The sequence below is a fragment of the Hyphomonas polymorpha PS728 genome (assembly GCF_000685315.1).
Classification (GTDB): domain Bacteria; phylum Pseudomonadota; class Alphaproteobacteria; order Caulobacterales; family Hyphomonadaceae; genus Hyphomonas; species Hyphomonas polymorpha.
The window spans coordinates 117,125-135,139 of sequence record NZ_ARYM01000001.1; the positions used below are offsets into that span (position 1 = coordinate 117,125).

Annotated in this window: 14 protein-coding genes; 12 read left to right on the plus strand and 2 right to left on the minus strand. The window is 63.8% G+C overall.

All coding sequences use genetic code 11. The annotated features are described in order from the left end of the window. The first annotated feature begins 213 nt into the window (after positions 1-213). The 6 genes from HPO_RS00645 (at position 214) to HPO_RS00670 (ending at position 7,807) form a co-directional block, all read left to right on the plus strand. Positions 214-693 carry a MerR family transcriptional regulator gene (locus HPO_RS00645; protein WP_035593225.1) on the plus strand — a complete coding sequence of 160 codons (480 nt, stop codon included), beginning with the start codon at positions 214-216 and terminating at the stop codon, positions 691-693. A gap of 110 nt (positions 694-803) precedes the next feature. Continuing rightward, entirely contained in the window at positions 804-2,588 is a 1,785-nt protein-coding gene (locus HPO_RS00650) for an acyl-CoA dehydrogenase C-terminal domain-containing protein (protein WP_035593228.1), read from the plus strand. A gap of 110 nt (positions 2,589-2,698) precedes the next feature. Continuing rightward, a complete protein-coding gene (locus HPO_RS00655) occupies positions 2,699-3,874 on the plus strand; it encodes an acyl-CoA dehydrogenase family protein (RefSeq protein ID WP_035593231.1) in 1,176 nt (391 codons plus the stop codon). A gap of 6 nt (positions 3,875-3,880) precedes the next feature. Further along, entirely contained in the window at positions 3,881-4,321 is a 441-nt protein-coding gene (locus HPO_RS00660; RefSeq protein ID WP_051612121.1) for a PaaI family thioesterase, read from the plus strand. Positions 4,322-4,340: 19 nt separating this feature from the next. After that, a complete protein-coding gene (locus HPO_RS00665) occupies positions 4,341-5,546 on the plus strand; it encodes an acetyl-CoA C-acetyltransferase (protein ID WP_035593235.1) in 1,206 nt (401 codons plus the stop codon). A gap of 29 nt (positions 5,547-5,575) precedes the next feature. Continuing rightward, entirely contained in the window at positions 5,576-7,807 is a 2,232-nt protein-coding gene (locus HPO_RS00670) for a 3-hydroxyacyl-CoA dehydrogenase NAD-binding domain-containing protein (protein ID WP_035593238.1), read from the plus strand. A 93-nt stretch (positions 7,808-7,900) separates the two neighbouring features. On the opposite strand, the gene HPO_RS00675 is transcribed toward HPO_RS00670, so the two are convergent. Next, positions 7,901-10,666: an Rne/Rng family ribonuclease gene (locus HPO_RS00675; RefSeq protein ID WP_035593241.1), complete on the minus strand. Its 2,766-nt coding sequence runs from the start codon at positions 10,664-10,666 to the stop codon at positions 7,901-7,903. 428 nt (positions 10,667-11,094) lie between these two features. Here HPO_RS00675 and HPO_RS00680 point away from each other — a divergent pair, with 428 nt between their 5' ends. The 4 genes from HPO_RS00680 to HPO_RS00695 all read left to right on the plus strand — a co-directional run bounded on the left by HPO_RS00680 (position 11,095) and on the right by HPO_RS00695 (position 16,090). Next, the gene (locus tag HPO_RS00680; RefSeq protein WP_051612122.1) at positions 11,095-12,300 is read left to right on the plus strand and encodes an N-acetylmuramoyl-L-alanine amidase family protein; all 1,206 of its coding nucleotides are present in this window, start codon (positions 11,095-11,097) and stop codon (positions 12,298-12,300) included. A 72-nt stretch (positions 12,301-12,372) separates the two neighbouring features. Next, positions 12,373-14,118 carry a tetratricopeptide repeat protein gene (locus HPO_RS00685; RefSeq protein WP_051612123.1) on the plus strand — a complete coding sequence of 582 codons (1,746 nt, stop codon included), beginning with the start codon at positions 12,373-12,375 and terminating at the stop codon, positions 14,116-14,118. Positions 14,119-14,129: 11 nt separating this feature from the next. After that, positions 14,130-15,026: a 4-(cytidine 5'-diphospho)-2-C-methyl-D-erythritol kinase gene (locus tag HPO_RS00690; protein WP_035593244.1), complete on the plus strand. Its 897-nt coding sequence runs from the start codon at positions 14,130-14,132 to the stop codon at positions 15,024-15,026. Beyond that, complete coding sequence (locus HPO_RS00695; RefSeq protein WP_035593247.1) at positions 14,990-16,090, plus strand: glycosyltransferase family 4 protein; 1,101 nt, start codon at positions 14,990-14,992, stop codon at positions 16,088-16,090. Before HPO_RS00690 ends, HPO_RS00695 begins: the two co-directional genes overlap by 37 nt. A 1-nt stretch (position 16,091) precedes the next feature. Here HPO_RS00695 and HPO_RS00700 read toward each other — a convergent pair whose 3' ends face one another. Beyond that, positions 16,092-17,105, minus strand: a complete 1,014-nt coding sequence (locus HPO_RS00700) for a polyprenyl synthetase family protein (RefSeq protein WP_035593250.1) — start codon at positions 17,103-17,105, stop codon at positions 16,092-16,094. Between the two features lie 169 nt (positions 17,106-17,274). Between HPO_RS00700 and HPO_RS00705 the strand changes: the two genes are divergently transcribed. Further along, the gene (locus HPO_RS00705) at positions 17,275-17,763 is read left to right on the plus strand and encodes a CC0125/CC1285 family lipoprotein (protein WP_035593619.1); all 489 of its coding nucleotides are present in this window, start codon (positions 17,275-17,277) and stop codon (positions 17,761-17,763) included. Continuing rightward, positions 17,763-17,969 (plus strand): putative signal transducing protein, encoded by a 207-nt coding sequence (locus HPO_RS00710; RefSeq protein ID WP_035593253.1) that lies wholly within the window; start codon positions 17,763-17,765, stop codon positions 17,967-17,969. Before HPO_RS00705 ends, HPO_RS00710 begins: the two co-directional genes overlap by 1 nt. Positions 17,970-18,015 lie beyond the last annotated feature (46 nt).

Genomic DNA, 18,015 nt, shown 5'->3' on the forward strand with positions numbered 1-18,015 from the left:
TCATACTTCGGGAGAAATGCGGCTTATTCCCTTAAGGGCGCGTTAATTCTGTTAATTCCGGGGACTAGCCTGGCTGCAGGAAGCTGTCAGAGGGCGTGCCAACACTTTCCGTTCGCGTAAGCGGAAAATTGACGTTGACGTACGCGGAAAGCTGGATAGTCTGCGCTGACTAATAATAAGAACAATAAAAATTGCACTTCAAGGGAGACAGCCATGCACAAGCCAACTTCATCCATTTCTGCTGCAGAATCACGTACTTACACGATCTCCGAACTCGCCCGCGAGTTTGGCGTTACGCCCCGCGCCCTGCGCTTCTATGAAGACAAGGACATGCTGCATCCGGCCCGCGACGGCATGATGCGCCTTTATTCCAACCGCGACCGCGCGCGCCTCACCATCATCGTCCGCCTGAAGCGTCTTGGCCTGCCGCTGGCCGACATTCGTGAAATTCTCGACCTCTATGCGCTGAATGACGGCAAACGTGCCCAGACGCGCATGATGCTGGAGAAATTCCGCAAGCAGGCCCGCGAACTGGAAGTCCAGCGCCAGGATATCGATACCGCCCTGACTGAACTTTATAAGGGCATCGACTGGCTGCAGGGCATCGTCGAAAATCCTGGCCCGTCGGAAGAGACCAAGCGCCAGGCAGCCGCTTATGAACAGGTTGCCCGCAAGCAGCTCGACGAAGTCTGATTGACCGTTACTGACATTTTTGAAGATAATGAAGCGCGTTGGAATGACTTTTCCAACGCGCTTTGGCATTGAAGGCGCCAAACTTACTCATTCCAAGGAGTCGTCTGAAGATGCCCCGTTATGATGCCCCCGTCCGTGACATGCAGTTCGTGCTGCACGAAGTGCTTGAGCTGCAGAACTATTCAAACCTTCCGGGCTTTGCCGATGCCGCGCCCGAGACAGTCGACCAGATCCTCGATGAGGGCGCCAAGTTCGCCAAGAATGTGCTGTTCCCGCTGAACGCGGTGGGCGACAAGCAGGGCTGCAAGCGCGCTGCTGATGCCAGCGTGAAGACGCCGGATGGGTTCCCCGATGCTTACAAGCAGCTGGTCGAGAATGGCTGGCCGCTGCTGGCGACCGAGCCGGATATGGGCGGGCAGGGGCTTCCCCATGTCGTCAACATCGCCTGGACCGAGATGGTCTCCTCCTCGAACATGGCGTTCGGCATGTATCCCGGCCTCACCCATGGCGCTTTCCAGGCGCTGATGGCTGGCGGGTCTGACGAGCAGAAGCAGAAATACGGGCCGAAGATGGCGTCGGGCGAATGGGCCGGCACCATGAACCTGACCGAGCCCCATTGCGGCACTGACCTCGGCCTGATCAAGACCAAGGCCGTTCCGCAAGCGGATGGCAGCTACAAGATCACCGGCCAGAAAATCTGGATTTCCGGCGGCGAACAGGACCTTACCGACAACATCATCCACCTTGTTCTCGCCCGCATCGAAGGCGGCCCGGAAGGCATCAAGGGCATCTCGCTGTTCCTCGTGCCGAAATTCCTGGTCAACGAAGATGGCAGCCTCGGCGAGCGCAACGCCGTCTATTGCGGCGGCCTGGAAGAGAAGATGGGCATCCATGGCAACGCGACCTGCGTGATGAACCATGATGGCGCCACCGGCTGGCTCGTCGGGGAAGAGCACAAGGGCATGCGCACGATGTTCGTGATGATGAACGAAGCGCGCCTTGGCGTGGGCCTGCAGGGGCTTTCCCAGGCAGAGATAGCCTATCAGAACTCGCTCGACTTCGCCAAGGACCGCGTTCAGGGCCGCTCGCTCACGGGCGCGCAGGCTCCCGAAAAGCCGGCAGACCCGATTATCGTTCATCCCGATGTGCGCCGCATGCTGCTGGAACAGAAAGCCTTCATCGAGGGCGGCCGCGCCTTCACCTACTGGATGGCTTTCCAGGGCGACCTGCAGCACAAATCTCCCGACGAGAAAGTCCGCGAGAAGGCAGGCGACTATATGGCCCTGCTGACGCCGGTGGTGAAAGCCTATCTTACGCACAAGGGCTATGAGAGCGCCAATCTCGGCCTGCAGGTGCATGGCGGCTCAGGCTTCACCCGCGAATGGGGCCTTGAGCAGATCGTCCGCGATTGCCGCATCACCCTGATCTATGAGGGCACCAATGGCGTGCAGGCGCTGGATCTCGTTGGCCGTAAACTCGGCGCAAACGGGGGCCGCGCGGTCTTCTCCTTCTTCGGCGAGATCGACGAATTCATCTCTGCCAATGAAAAGATGGAAGGCCTTGAGCCCTTCATCGAGGGCCTGAAAACCGTCCGTGCCCAGCTTCAGGATGGCACGATGTGGCTGATGCAGAATGGCATGAGCGACTTCAACAATGCCGGTGCTTCCAGCCATGATTATCTGCACCTGATGGGCCTCACCGCGCTGGCCTATATGTGGGCCCGCATGGCGAAGATTGCGCTGGAAAAGCAGGAGGGCGGCGACCCGTTCTATGCGTCCAAGATCGCCACCGGCCGTTACTTTGTCGAGCGGATGCTGCCCGATGCCGGCGCCCACCTCATCAAGGTGAAGACCGGCGCGGCCGCCATGATGGCGCTCGACGCCGCGCAATTCTGACGCGGTATCCCTGACGTGGCGGCACGGCTGGAGAATCCGGGCCGCCACGCTTACATGCTGACGTGAACGTAAGCGGCAACTTTACGCTACGACAAGATGTGGAGATACCGATGCATGAGAGCCCTCTGAACGTCCCCAAGGCTGCCTGGCGCCAGGATGAAGAGCTCGACATTTTCGCCGATGCTGTGGGCCAGTTCTTCGAGAAGGAATGCGCCCCGCATGTGCCCGCCTGGCGCAAGGCCGGTATCGTGCCGCGCGAGATCTGGAAGAAGGCCGGCGAGATGGGCCTGCTCGGCGCGTCGGTTCCGGAAGAATATGGCGGCGCAGGCGGGGACTTCCGCCATGAGGCCATCATCATTGAGCAGCAGCAATGGAAGGGCATCGACGGCTTTGGCATCACGCTGCACAATGCCATCATCGCCCCCTACATCACCGCCTATGGCACCGAAGAGCAGAAGCAGCGCTGGCTGCCGAAAATCTGCTCCGGCGACCTCGTCACCGCCATCGCGATGACCGAGCCGGGCGCAGGATCTGACCTTCAAGGCATGAAGACGACGGCGAAGCTGGACGGCGATCACTATGTCATCAATGGCTCGAAGACCTTCATCTCAAACGGCCAGACAGCTGACCTGATTCTCCTCTGCGTGAAGACAGACCCGAGCAAGGGCGCCAAGGGCATCTCGATCATCTGTGTCGAGACAGACGCGGTTGAAGGCGCAGGCGGCTTCCGCCGTGGCCGCAACCTCGACAAGGTGGGCCAGCACGCCGCCGACACCTCCGAGCTGTTCTTCGACGACGTGCGTGTGCCGGCCGCTCACCTGCTGGGCGGGGAAGAGGGTAAGGGCTTCATCCAGCTGATGCAGAAACTCCCGCAGGAGCGCCATATCATCGGCCTTCAGGGCGTCGGCATGATCGAGCGCGCCATCCACGAGACCGTGAACTATGTCAAAGGCCGCAAGGCGTTTGGCCAGACGATCTTCGATTTCCAGAACACCCAGTTCAAGCTCGCTGAATGCAAGACCGAGGCAACTGTCGCAAAAGTGTTCGCTGATCACTGTACAGAGCTTCTCCTGAAGGAGGAGCTGGATGCGTCCACGGCCTCGATGTCGAAATACTGGATCTCGGATCTTCAGTGCAAGATCATCGACGAATGCCTCCAGCTGCATGGCGGCTTTGGCTATATGGATGAATATCCCATCGCCCAGATGTATGCCGATGCCCGCGTCCAGCGCATCTATGGCGGCGCCAACGAAGTGATGAAAATGCTGATCGCGAGGACGCTCTGAGGTATCATGCCTGACCGGCACCTGCTCCGCGAAGTCTTCCCAAACCCCGCGCGCAGCTCGGTGTCCCTCGGCTTTGAGCTTGTTGAGCTGGACGCGAAGGCGATGACCACGCGCGTCCGGTTCAATGGCAGCCCGGAATTCACAAATCCCGCCGGCTATATCCAGGGTGGTTATCTCGTGGCGATGATGGATGATGCCATCGGCATGCTGACGACCATCAAGGCCGGCACATCGAAATATCCTTCCACGGTGGATCTGCACACGCATTTCCTCCGCCCCGTCCGCGTTGGCCCCATCGAGGTGGCCGCGCGGCTTCGCAATGTCGGCCGGGCGATGGTGTTCGCCGAGGCCGACCTTTTCGACTCCCGCGGCAAGGAAGCCGCGAGAGCCACCGCTTCGCTTACGCTCAACCCGGTGAAGGCACCGGCCGAAACCCCAAGATCCTGACTTCCAAAGGAGCCACCCCATGCCCGAAGCCTATATCTACGACGCCGTGCGCACGCCCCGCGGCAAAGGCAAATCCTCCGGCGCGCTGCACGAGATCACCGCGCTCAGCCTCGGCACGCAGGTGCTGCAGGCCATCCGTGACCGGAACAATCTCGACACCTCCAAGGTCGACGACGTCGTCTTCGGTTGCGTCTCGCCCGTGGGCGAGCAGGGCGGCGACATCGCGCGCATCGCGGTGCTGAATGCCGAGTATGCCGAAACCACGGCCGGGGTTCAGGTTGACCGTTTCTGCGCCTCCGGCCTGGAAGCTTGCAACATGGCCGCCTCGAAAGTCATGACCGGCGAGGCCGACATGGCCATCGGCGGGGGCGTGGAAAGCATGAGCCGCGTGCCCATGGGCGCGGCTGGCGGCGCCTGGTCCACCGACCCGCAGATTGCGCTCAAATCCTACTTCACGCCCCAGGGTATCGGCGCCGATACGATTGCGACGAAGTATGGCTTCAGCCGCGATGACGTGGACGCCTTCGCGCTGGAAAGCCAGCGCCGCGCCGCGCAGGCCTGGAAGGAAGGCCGCTTTGGCAAGTCCATCGTTCCGGTGCGCGACCAGATGGGCGGCATCCGCCTTGCCCATGACGAGCATATGCGCCCTGACACCACCATGCAGAGCCTCGCCGCGCTGGACCCATCCTTTGCGGGCATGGGCGCCATGGGCTTCGATGAAGTCATCAAGCAGCGCTATCCGGAGCTGGAAAAGATCAATCACGTTCACCATGCCGGTAACTCCTCGGGCATCGTGGACGGCGCGTCTGCCGTTCTCTTCGGCTCGAAGGAAATGGGCGAGGCGATGGGCCTGAAACCCCGCGCCCGCGTTCGCGCCATGGCCTCCATCGGTTCGGAGCCGGGCATCATGCTGACCGGCCCGACCTATGTGACGCAGAAGGTGCTGAAGAAAGCCGGCATGAATGTTGGCGACATCGACATCTATGAGCTCAACGAAGCTTTCGCATCCGTCGTCATGCTGATGATGAAGCTGCTCGACATTCCGCACGAGAAAATGAACGTCAATGGCGGCGCCATCGCCATGGGCCACCCGCTGGGCGCCACCGGCGGCATGATCCTCGGAACGGTGCTCGATGAGCTTGAGCGCTCCGACAAGGAAACTGGCCTCATCACGCTCTGCGTCGGCGCCGGCATGGGCACCGCCACGATCATCGAGCGCGTCTAATCACGATACGGAATATTGAGAACAAGATCATGAAACTCGAGACATTCAAATTCGACATCGATGCCGATGGCATCGCTCACGCCATCTTCGACGTGCCCGGTCGCAGCATGAATACGCTGACCGGCAAGGCGGTGGCGGACATCATCGCCATTGCCAATGAGGTTGCGTCCAACGCGGACATCAAGGGCCTGGTCATTTCTTCCGGCAAGGAAACCGGCTTCTGCGCCGGGGCAGACCTTGGCGAGATGGGCGACCGCGCCGGCAGCGGCGGCGGCGAGAAGAAAAAGTCTGCCGACGAACTGAAGAAAGAACAGTTCGAAGCTGGCTTTGCCCTCAACGGCACGCTGCGCAAGCTGGAAACCTGCGGCAAGCCGGTGGCGGTTGCCCTCAACGGCCTGGCCCTTGGCGGCGGCCTCGAAGTGGCGCTCGCCTGCCATTACCGCGTTGCGGCCAGCGATAATCCGCGCATCCAGTTCGGCCTGCCCGAAGCCAAGATCGGCCTTCTGCCGGGCGCTGGCGGCACGCAGCGCCTGCCGCGCCTCGTCGGCGTGCAGGCCGCGCTTCCGCTGATCCTTCAGGGCGAAAGCTTCAATGCCGAGAAGGCCCATGCCATGGGCGTGGTTCAGGAGCTTGCTCCGGGAGCGGAGACTGTTGCCCGCGCCAAGGCCTGGGTGAAGGCTAACCCGAAGGCGAAAGCGCCTTGGGACGAAAAAGGCTTCAAGGTTCCCGGCGGCGTGCCGCACAAATCGCCTGGCGCTGGCCAGGTGGCCACCATGTCCAACATGATGCTGGCGGCGAAGACCTACGGGAACTACCCGGCCCAGAAGAACATCCTCTCCTGCATCTATGAAGGCATCCAGGTGCCGATCGATGCCGGCCTGCGGATCGAGACGCGCTACTTCATCAACACCCAGCAGCGCCCGGAAGCCAAGGCGATGATCCGCTCGCTGTTCCTCTCCACCCAGGCCCTGTCGAAAGGTGCAAACCGCCCTTCAGGCTTTGAGAAGGCAGAGATCAAGAAAGTCGGCATCATCGGCGCTGGCCTGATGGGCGCTGGTATAGCTTACGAGCAGGCCCGCGCGGGCATCCGCACGGTGCTGGTCGATGTGAAGCAGGAAGCGGCTGACAAGGGCAAGCAATACTCCGTCCGCCTCGTGGAGAAGGATATCTCGCGCGGCAAGAGCACGAAGGAGAAGGGCGATGCGCTGCTCTCCCTCATCACGCCGACCACGGACTATAAGCTTCTGGAAGACTGCGACCTGATCGTTGAAGCCGTTTATGAAGACATCGATCTGAAGCACAAGGTGCTCTCCGATGCGGAAGCCGCCCTTGGCGAGAACGCCATCGTTGGCTCCAACACCTCGACCCTGCCGATCACCCAGCTGTCCACGCCACTGAAGCGCAAGGACAAGTTCATCGGCATCCACTTCTTCTCGCCGGTCGAGCGGATGGGCCTGGTCGAGATCATCATGGGCAAGGAAACCAGCCAGGAAACCCTCGCCAAGACGATCGACTATGTGCTGAAGATCCGGAAGACGCCGATTGTCGTCAATGACAGCCGCGGCTTCTACACCTCGCGCTGCTTTGGCACCTACACCCAGGAAGGCCTGGAGATGCTGTCGGAAGGCATCAAGCCGGCGATCATCGAAAACGTTGGCCGTCAGGCCGGCATGCCGATGGGCCCGCTGGAAGTGTCTGACTCTGTTGGCCTCGACACCGCCCTCAAGGTTGGTCGGGCAACCGCCAAGGCGACCGGCTTTGACTATAATGAAGCCCCGCTGGGTCGCATGATGGCCTGGATTGTCGAAGACAAGGGCCGCGTGGGCCGCAAGGCCGGCAAGGGCTTCTACGACTATAACGAGCAGGGCAAGCCCGACCGCATCTGGCCGGACCTCAATGAGCAGGTCGAAGTCAAGATCGATGAATGCCCGCCGGCGCTGAAGAAAGAGCTGACCAATCGCCTCCTGATCCGTCAGGCGATCGAAGTGGCCCGCTGCTTTGAGGAAGGCGTGATCCAGGACGCGCGTGATGGCGACATCGGCTCGATCCTCGCTTGGGGCTTCGCGCCCTATACCGGCGGCTGCGTCAGCTACATGGATCTCATCTGGGGCGTGCCCGCTTTCGTCGCCGAGGCAGACCGCCTTGCCGACAAGTATGGCGAGCGGTTCCGCCCCGGCAAACTCCTGCGCGAAATGGCGGAGAAGGGCCAATCCTTCTACGACCGTTTCCCGCCGGCTGGAGAGAAGAAGGCGGCTGCGTAAAGCAGCCGCGACCTTTCGGTCGTCACAATGCAAAAGGCCGGAGCAACTGCTCCGGCCTTTTTTGTTTTGTCCGTAACCTGATGGATCAGGTGATTACTTTTTCCCGCGGTTCCACCAGCCGCTGCGTTTCGGGCCGGTGGGCTCGGCTGGGGCAGGGGCGGCCGGTGCCGGCGCAGGTTCCGGCTCAGCCGCTACAGGCGTGGCCTCGGCTTGCGCCATGGCAGGCTCCGGCTCCGGCGCGGCTTGCGGCGCGGGCGCTTCCACGGGGGCGGGCTCCACATGAACGGGTTCTGCTTCTGCAACAGGCTCCGGCGTTTCGGGCGCAGCTTCCACAGCAGGGGCGGCCTCTGCAGCGGGCGTTTCCTCCGGCGTAGACTTGCTGCCCCGACCACGGCGCGAGCGGGACCGGCCCGTGCGCGGCTCGTCAGCGGCGGGCGCAGGCGCGTCCTCCGCCTCAACCGTCTCACCTTGAGTCTCAGCCGCAACCGGCTCTTCGGCCGTTTCGGCTTCGACCTGCGGCGCTTCAACGGGCGCGGGCAGGCCAATCGCAGGTTCTTCTTCCGACAGCATCACATCGGCGCTGACCGAGAGGCCATCGAGGAAAGCCCCGCCATCGGCAATGGCGGCAATCTCGCCGCCCTCGCCACGGCCTTCGCCCCCTCTGCGGCGGCGGCGGCCACCCCGGCGGCCCCGGCGGCGGCGCTTGCGCGCAGCATCGCTGTCGTCAGAGCCCGCCTCGGCAGTGCCAGCGGTCTCGTCACCGTCTTCGTCGTCATCGTCTTCGTCGCCGGTGTCCGCATCTGCCTCTGCATCGGCAGGGCGTTCGGCATCCACCACTTCCAGACCGGTTTCGCGGGTTTCCCCACGGCTGCGGCCACCCCGGCGGCGGCGCCGGCGGCGCCGGCCGCCCCCCTGTTTCTCGTCAGAGGCTTCGGAGCTGCGGGGCTCGCCCGCCTCGTCCTCATCGCCGGCTTCGTCATCGGCCTCGATCAGGTCTTCGTCCTCGATGTCCTCGTCATCCTCATCGCGGACAGACGGCGGCGTCGGCTTCATCAGCGAGCGCGGCGTCGGGCGTTTCTTCGGCTTGGCGCCCGGATCCCGCTCGGCATTGATCTCGAAATCGCCGGGCAGCATGTCTTCGGAGGAATGGATCGAGATGGCAAAGCCTGCGACCCGCTCAATCTCGATCAGCGCTTCACGTTTGTTGTTGAGAATGTAGAGCGCCACATCCGTCGGCGCCTTCACACCGATGCCCTTGAGGCCGCCGGTAGCCGCGCGCGCCTCGATCGCCCGGATCAGCTGCAGCGCAGCCGACGGGATGGAGCGGCGCCGTCCGGTGCCGTTACAGGCCGGGCAGGGGTCAGACGTTGCCTGCAGCACGCCCTGGCGGCGGCGCTGGCGGGAGATTTCCATCAGGCCGAACTGCGAGATGCGGCCATGCTGAACGCGCGCCCGGTCCACCTTCAGGCACTCCTTCAGGCGTTTTTCGACGGCGCGGTTGTTCTTGTTCTCCTCCATGTCGATGAAGTCGATCACGATGAGGCCGGCAAGGTCGCGCAGGCGCATCTGGCGGCAGGCCTCTTCGGCAGCCTCCAGATTGGTGCGCACGGCGGTCTGCTCGATGTTGCGCTCGCGGGTGGATTTGCCGGAGTTCACGTCGATGGCGACGAGGGCTTCGGTCTGGTTGATCACCAGATAGCCGCCCGATTTCAGCTGCACGACCGGGGAATAGATGGAATCGAGCTGGTTCTCGACCGCCTCGGCGACATAGAGCGGGTCTTCCTCCCGCCATTGCTGAACCTTCTTGGCCTGGCTCGGCATGATGATCTTGGCCAGGTCTTTGGCCTCGCGATAGGCTTCATCGCCCTGGACCCAGACTTCCTCGATCTCTTTGTCGAACATGTCCCGCATCGCGCGGTGAACAAGGCCGCCTTCGGCATTGATCAGCGCCGGGGCCTCGGAGGAGAGGGTCTTCTCGACGATCTGTTCCCACAGTTTCGAGAGATAGTCATAGTCGCGCTTGATCTCGGCCTTGGTGCGCTTGGCGCCGGCCGTGCGCACGATCAGGCCCTGGCCTTCGGGCACATCCAGCTCTGAAACGATGGATTTCAGGCGCTTGCGGTCAGCCGAATTGACGATCTTGCGGGAAATGCCGCCGCCGCGCGGGGTGTTCGGCATCAGCACGGAATAGCGCCCGGCCAGCGACAGATAGGTCGTCAGGGCCGCGCCTTTGTTGCCACGCTCTTCTTTCACCACCTGTACCAGCATCACCTGGCGGCGGCGGATCACTTCCTGGATCTTGTAACGCTTGGAGATTGGCGTGCGCTGGGCCTTCTTCTGGCCACCCCGGCGCTCGGGCTTTGCGGCGCGCGGGCGGGCTTCTTCGCCGTCATCCTCGCCATCGCCCTCTGCATCGGCAGAAGCGTCCGCGTCGGTGTCGTCTTCGTCGCCGTCTTCGTCATCGCTGTCATCGGCGCTGACGGCTTCGCCGTTGCCGCCGTTTTCCAGCTCGGCGCTCATGCCGTGGGGCACGTAGGGGCCGTCATCATCATCCTCGATGGCGGCGGCGGCCTCCTCGGCAGCTTCTTTCAGAAGCAGTTCGCGGTCCGCAGCGGGCAGCTGGTAATAATCGGGGTGGATCTCGCTGAAGGCGAGGAAGCCGTGGCGGTTGCCGCCATATTCGACAAAGGCCGCCTGGAGCGAGGGCTCCACCCGGGTCACTTTGGCGAGATAGATGTTTCCGCGGAGTTGTTCGTTGCCGGTTGCCTCGAAGTCGAAATCGTCAACCTGGCCATTGTTGACGATTGCCACCCGCGTTTCTTCGGGGTGGGCGGCGTCGATCAGCATCAGTCTGCTCATTAAACAGAACCTTTCGGTCCGGCGCCGCTCGCCAGGGCGCAGGGCGCCTCTGGTTGGCTGGCAGGCCGGAATAAGTGGTGAGGGAGGCGCCTTGCGGGCGCAGGGAGCCGTCTCGCCTCGGCGAGTCGATCAAACCTGCAGTGTTCGCGGCACCAGTGCGCATTTTTCCTGCTTTCCGGAGCGCGCCGCCCGCTTGCCTTTCCGGGGAAGCCGGGCCGGGGTGCGCTGTTGGGAAACCGTTGGGCCGACCCTTTACGGCGGCCACATGAGAATAGTGCCCAATTTTCCCTGCAATTGAAAGAGCCAAATTCCCGCTGGGGGTGCTGTAACAGCTAATCTGCGGTCAAGGCTGGGTTAATCTTCCTGTGGGTATCCACGTCAGTGACCTGAAATTGGGCAGCGACTGCCCCTTCCACCCTGCAGAGCTGATGCTGACACGTATTGTTTCAGTCTTGTTAATACTTTGCTTTGGCGCCGTTTTTGGCGCCGTTGCGGACGTGTCACAAGTGCGCGTGGTGGGCGACGGGGCGCCGACCCGAATCACGATTTGGACCGACGCCCCCGAGGAGGCGGAAGCCTATGCCACCGAAATTGGCGGTGTGCGGCGCATCATTTTCCCGCTAAGGTCGAACGCCTATTCGACGGAAGGCCCCGGCGGCGGTGGGGTGACCGTCTGGTCGCTGAACCCGGGGCGGCTGGAATTCGCGCTTGACCGGCCCATGTCGGTGGCGCGCGTCCTGCGCCTGCCGCCAACAGGCACCGAAAAATCCTACCGCGTGATCGTCGATCTCGACACCGTGTCGGAGGCCCGCTTCTCCAGCCTTGCCAAGCGCGACCAGCGCCGGCTGGCCAAGGCGGAGACGGACGCCGCGAAGGCGGCTGAAAATCAGACGGCGCTCCTGGCAGGCGCGAGCGGCGCCGCAGCCGGCCGGAAAGCGCCCCCGCGCAGCAAGGGGCATGTCGTGGTCATTGATGCGGGCCATGGCGGGAAGGATCCCGGCGCCATGGCGATCAATGGCGGCCGGGAGAAGGATGTCACCCTGAAGGCGGCCCTTGCCCTGCGAGACCTGCTGGAGGCCGATGGCCGCTATGTTGTCAAGCTCACGCGTGACACCGATGTCTATGTCGATCACGAAGACCGGGTGACCAAGGCGCGCAACTGGGGCGCCGAGCTGTTCATTTCGCTGCATGCGGATGCGGCGGGGTCCAGCTCGGTTGCGGGGGCTTCGGTCTACACCATATCCGCGCGCGGGGAGGGGCGGATCGACCGGGAAGCGAGCCGTAACAATTGGGTGATCCCGATTGAGGATGGCACGCCCCAGCGGCTCACCGGCATCCTCTCCGATCTGGTCAAACGCGAGACCAAGACGCGCTCGGCCGAATTTGCCGAACTGCTGCTGCCCGAGCTTGAGCAGGCGGGCCCGGTCCTGCGCAACACCCACCGCAGCGCCGGCTTCTATGTGCTGCTCGCGCCGGATGTGCCCGCTGTGCTTCTGGAGCTTGGCTTCCTCACCAATGCCGACGACGCCAAGCGCCTTCAGTCGGACAAGGGCCGCCAGGCATCGGTGCGCGCCATCAAGAACGCCATCGATACCTATTTTGACCGTCAGGACCTGCGGATCGCCTCGCAATAGCGCCCAAATGGCGCGTGGCAGACCGCTGCGCGCCACTTGTAGCGCCCATCGGATACTGCAAGTGTTTGCCCCATGAAACGCATCCTTTCGCCGATCCTCCTGGCCAGCCTTTTCGCCCTCGGGGCCTGTGCCTCCTCCGTTCCGCACGGGCCATCCTACGACTTTACCGGCGACCGCCCGGCCGAAGCGCAGGCCTATCGGGATTTCATGATCGCGCGGATTGCCTCGCTGACGAATGACCCGGAGACCGCGTCCCGGCGCTATGCCGCCATCATTGATGTCATGCCCGAGCAGGCCTCGATTGCTGAGCGCGCGGTCTTCTCTGCGCTGCTGGCGGGGGATTATCCGGCGGCAGCCGGGCTTTCCAGCCGCGCGCTGGCAGCCGGCAGTGAGGCAAGCCTCGTCCGGCTCACGCTCGCTGTCGATGCCATTGTGCGGGGCAAGCCTGAAAAGGCACGGCCTTATCTGGAAGAGTCGGCCTTTCAGCCTTTCAACCGCAATATCGCCAACAGCATGTCGGCCTGGCGCGCGCTGGACAAGGACGGCCTTGCTCTGGCGACGGGTTATCTTGAGCAGGGGCTGACCGGCGACCTGCGTTATGACAGCCCCACCCTCTACATGCTTGGCCTGCTTCAGATGTCGGGCGGCGCCGAGGATCAGGCCCTTGCCAATTTCGAGCGTGTCTGGGCATCGGGCGCCCGCCTCGCCATTGGCGTAGAGGCGCATGCCGAACTTCTCGCTGCGCGCGGAGACACCGGGCGCGCGCTTGAAATCATTGAGGCGTTCCGGGCCGAGGTCGGCACGAATGCGGCCCTGGCCGAGCTTGCCCGCCGCATCGAGGCGGGAGAGCAGATCAAGCCGCGCCGGCTGACCACCCGTCAAGGGGCCGCGCTGGCGCTGTACGTTCCGGCGGCCGCGCTGATGTATCAGACCAATGATGATCTCTCCTCGGTCTATTTTGTGCTGGCGCTGGCGCTGGACCCGGACCTTCAGGTTGCCCGGTCCCTCTGGGCGCAGGCGCTGGAGAATGGCGGGCGGCGCGATGATGCCATCCGTGTGCTGCGCCAGGTGCCGGTACCGTCTCCCTATTACGCCAATGCGCAGGGCCAGCTAGCGAGCCTCCTGAACGCGCAGGGCAAGAGCGATGAGGCCCTCCGCGTGGCGGATGAAGCGCTGGCCGGAACGCCGGATCGCAGTCTTCAGCTTCAGCTGGCCGATCTCTACATCTCGCTGGAACGCTATGCCGAGGGCGAGGCTGTGCTCAGCGAGATCATCGAGAGCGACGGCGCCAAGGAAGACTGGCGCGTGATCTTCGCGCGCGGCGCCGCGCGGGAGCGTCAAGGCAACTGGCCGGAAGCCGAGGCCGACCTGAAACATGCGCTTGAACTGCGCCCGGAAAGCGCCACCGTTCTCAACTATCTCGGCTATTCCTGGATCGACCGGGGCGAAAACCTCGAAGAGGGCTTCGCCCTCATCCGCCGCGCGGTGATCCTGGAGCCGCTGTCGGGCCACATCATCGACAGCCTCGGCTGGGCTCATTACAAGCTCGGCCAGTATGAGGAAGCCGTCGACTATCTTGAACGTGCCGTCGAACTCGTCCCGGGCGACCCCATTCTCAACGACCATCTGGGCGACGCTTACTGGCGCGCAGGCCGCAAGCTTGAAGCGACGTTCCAGTGGGAACGGGCCCTGACGCTGGACCCCACCGAGAAAGACCGGGAACGGATCAATGCCAAGCTGCACTCGAAGCTCGGGCCAGACGCGCCCGAGGCAGCCCCCACGCCTGCGCCTCCGGCCGGTGTGCCGGAAACTCCCTGAAGGGCGGGGACATGACTATCTCGGAAACGGGCCTTTCCGGCTGGGCGCCTGCCAAGGTGAACCTCTACCTGCATGTCGGCCCGCCGAAATCCAATGGCCGGCATGATCTCGATTCGCTCGTCGTCTTTGCCGATGGGCGGGCTGCAGATCATCTGCAAGCCGAGCCCGCAGATACGATCAGCCTTGAGGTCTCGGGCCCTCGCGCGGCTGAAGCCGGAACGCTTGAGGACAATCTCGTCCTCAAGGCGGCCCGCGCGCTTCAGGCCGCCTCGGGCACGCGCCAGGGCGCCCGGCTGACGCTGCAGAAATGGCTTCCCGTTGCCGCCGGCATCGGCGGCGGCTCGTCGGATGCGGCAACAGCCCTCCGCCTGCTGACAAAGCTCTGGGATATAGACCCCGCCCATGCCGCCGCCATCGCGCCCCGGCTTGGCGGCGATGTACCGGTGGCGCTTTCCGGCCAGCCTGCCCTGATGCGCGGGGAAGGGGAGCGCGTCACGCCGGTGCCGTCTCTGCCGCCGCTTGATGCCCTCCTGGTCAATCCCGGCGTGCCATGCCCCACGGGGCCGGTTTTCCGCGCCCATGATGAGGCAGGCGGCGGCGCAGGCTTTGCCGAAATCCATCCGCTGCCGGAATTTCAGGATGCCAAAGCCGTCGCTGCCTGGCTGCACGAGCAGCGTAATGATCTGGAAGCGCCTGCCATCGCAATGGTGCCGGAGATTGCGGAAGCGCTCACCTTTCTGCGCGCCCAGCCCGGCGTCCTCCTCGCCCGGATGAGCGGATCGGGCGCCACCTGCCTTGCCCTTTTTGAGGCCATCGCCTTTGCCGAGCGCGCGATGGTCGTCCTCCGCAATGACGCGGCGAGGAAGCACTGGTGGACGGCAGCCTGCCGCCTGGGGCGCGCGCCATGATCGGGCTTTCCCTTGTCTGGGCCGTGGTGCCGCTGATCGTCAGCTTCCTCGTCTGCGCCCTGATGATCCGTCTGGGCCCCAAGGATGCGCCGGATGGCGGCCGGAAGACGCAGGCCCGGCCGGTGCCCAGCGCCGGGGGACTTGGGGTTCTGGCCGGTATCGGCGCCGCGCTCCTCGCCGGGAGTCTTCTGCTGCCGGGCGGCCTTGATAATCCCATCGCTGCCCTGGCGCAAAGCGCGCTGGCCGGGCCGATGCTCCTTATGCTGATTGCAGGCCTTCTCGGATTTGCCGATGACAGGCTCAACCTTCCCGCCGGCCGCAAGCTGCTGGTGCTCGCGGCCGCATCCGTCTTTGCCGCGATCTATGGGCCGCATGTCACGCAGCTCTGGCTGCCCGGATTCGGTGATGGCGGGCTCGCGTTGCCTGTCTTCATCGGCATCCTGTGCGCCGCGCTCTGGCTGTTCGTCATGGCCAACGCGGTGAACTTTCTGGATGGGGCCAATGGCATCGCCATGGGGTCTTCCGCCATCCTGCTCGCCGCGCTGGCGGTCATCGTCGCGCCCCCGCCGGGAGCCGCGCCGGGCATCCTCTTCCTGCTGCTGGTGGCGGCGATTGCGGCGCTGTGCGGCTTCCTTGCCTGGAACCTGGCTGGCCGCCTTTATGCAGGCGACACCGGTTCTCTCGCCATCGGCGCACTGATCGGCGGGGCAGGGCTCGCGACCGCTGTCATCCATTCCGCCTGGGTTCCGGCAACGCTTGTCCTGCCGATCCTGATCGATGTGTTTCTGACGCTCATCTGGCGGGCACGCCTGGGCCGCCCGCTGATGCAGGCGCACAGGGATCATGCCTATCAGCTGTTCCTGCGCGCGGGCTGGAGCCATCTGCAGGTCGCCGGTCTCTGGTGGGGCTTCTGCCTCATCACAGGGCTCGCCGCGATCACCGGCGCGCGTCAGGGCGCAGGCATTGCGGCCAGCCTGTTTGCAGGGCTGTTGCTGCTGGGCTGCGGGCTCTGGATCTGGCAGCGCGTCACGCTGGGCCGCCGTCTTGCGGCCGAAGGCAAATAGCTCAGTAAGCCCGGCTCACGCAGAAATCAGCGAGGTCTTCCAGCGCGTCACGATAGGCCGATGTCGGCAGCGTGCGCAGCGCGCCCTTGGCAAGCGCTGCATAGGCCTCAGCCTCCTGCACGGTGGCCTCGGCCGCGCCAGTGGCGCGGATCAGGTGAACGGCGTGGGCGAGGTCGGAATCTTCCTGCGTTTCCGGGTTCAGCGCCCGGTCCCAGAAAGCCCGGTCTTCATCTGATCCCCGGCGGCGCGCAATGATCACCGGCAGGGTGATTTTGCCTTCGCGGAAATCATCGCCGACCGACTTGCCGATCACCGAAGTGGTCCCGCCATAGTCGAGGGCGTCATCAATGATCTGGAAGGCGAGGCCCAGATTCTTCCCATAGGTCGCCAGCGCGTCGGCGTGTTCTTCGCCCCCGCCAGACATTGCACCCGTCTCGGCGGCGGCTTCAAACAGGGCGCCGGTCTTGGCCTCAACGATGGCGAGGTATTCCTCGGTCGGCAGGTCGCGCGCGGCCATCGCGGCCAGCTGGCGCACTTCACCTTCGGCAATCACGGTTGAGGCCGTGGCCAGCCGGTTCAGGATCTCCAGGCTGTTGGCTTCGACCAGGAGATTAAACGCCCGCGCAAACAGGAAGTCCCCCACCAGGATCGAGGCCTTGTTGCCCCAGATCGCCTTGGCGGCGGGTTTGCCCCGGCGCAGGTCGCTCTCGTCCACCACATCATCATGCAGCAGGGTGGCGGTGTGAATGAACTCCACAGCGGCTGCCAGCGCATGGGTCGCATGGGTCGCCTTGCCCACAGCATGGGCGGCGATCAGGGTGATCATCGGGCGCAGGCGCTTGCCACCAGCCGAGACGATATAGCCCGAAAGGTCTGGAATGACGGCCACCGGGCTTGCCGCCCGCTCTGCCAGCAGGCGTTCCACGGCGATCAGGTCGTCTGCAACAAGTGCCTGCATACGCTCCGTGATCGAGGAGAGCTGGGCCTTGCTCTTCGGTTTTGGCGCGAGGGTCAAACGGGGCACTCCGGCAGCGGGGGTCTTAACATAGGTAAATCTACGCAAATACCCGGGCAACTCGACGTGGCACCGGGCCGCATGCCTTTGAGCGCATTGGCGCGGGCGCGGCAATAGGATAGCGTGCAACCACCTGACAGGTCGGTGCGTTTAGTTCGGTATGACCCCCATGAAACCTCTGCTCATTGCCCTCGGGGCGCTTTCGCTGGCCGCCTGCGCCACAACCCCGGTTTACGGCCCGGCCGCCAGGGAAGGCGCCATGGGCTACACCTCCCAGCAGATCGAGGCGGGCCGGCACAGGATTGCCTACACTGACCAGGACCCCGGCAAGGCGCGCAATCTGGCGCTGCTGCGAGCGTCCGAGATCACGCTCATGGAGGGCAGGGACTGGTTTGAGGTCACCTCCGAATATCTGGACGCCGAGGCAAACCGCAGCGGCGGCTCCTCCATCAGCATCGGCGGCGGCACTGGTTCTTACGGGCGCTCGTCCAGCGTTGGCGTCGGGGTGGGTTTCGGCATCCCGCTGGGCGGGGGAAGCTCGAGCGGAAAAGCTACGGCGGTTCTGGAGATCGTCACCGGCGCCAATCCCAAGCCCGACAAGGCCACCGTTTATGATGCCCGCTCGGTCGATATGAACCTGCGCGGCCAGATCCAGTAATGGAAGAAGTACTCCGCACCAACGACCCGGTTAAGCTGTCCTATGCCCAGCATCTGCTGGCAGAGGCGGGCATAGAGGGCTTTGTTGCCGATCAGCATATCTCGGCGGTCGAGGGCAATATCGGCGCATTTCCGCGCAGGCTGATGGTTAAGAGCGACGACAAGCTGCGCGCCGATGCCCTGCTTGCCGAATTGCGCCGGGAGTAGAGGCCCGTTTTCCTTCCCTTGCGTCGGACTTGAACCGCGGGCCAAA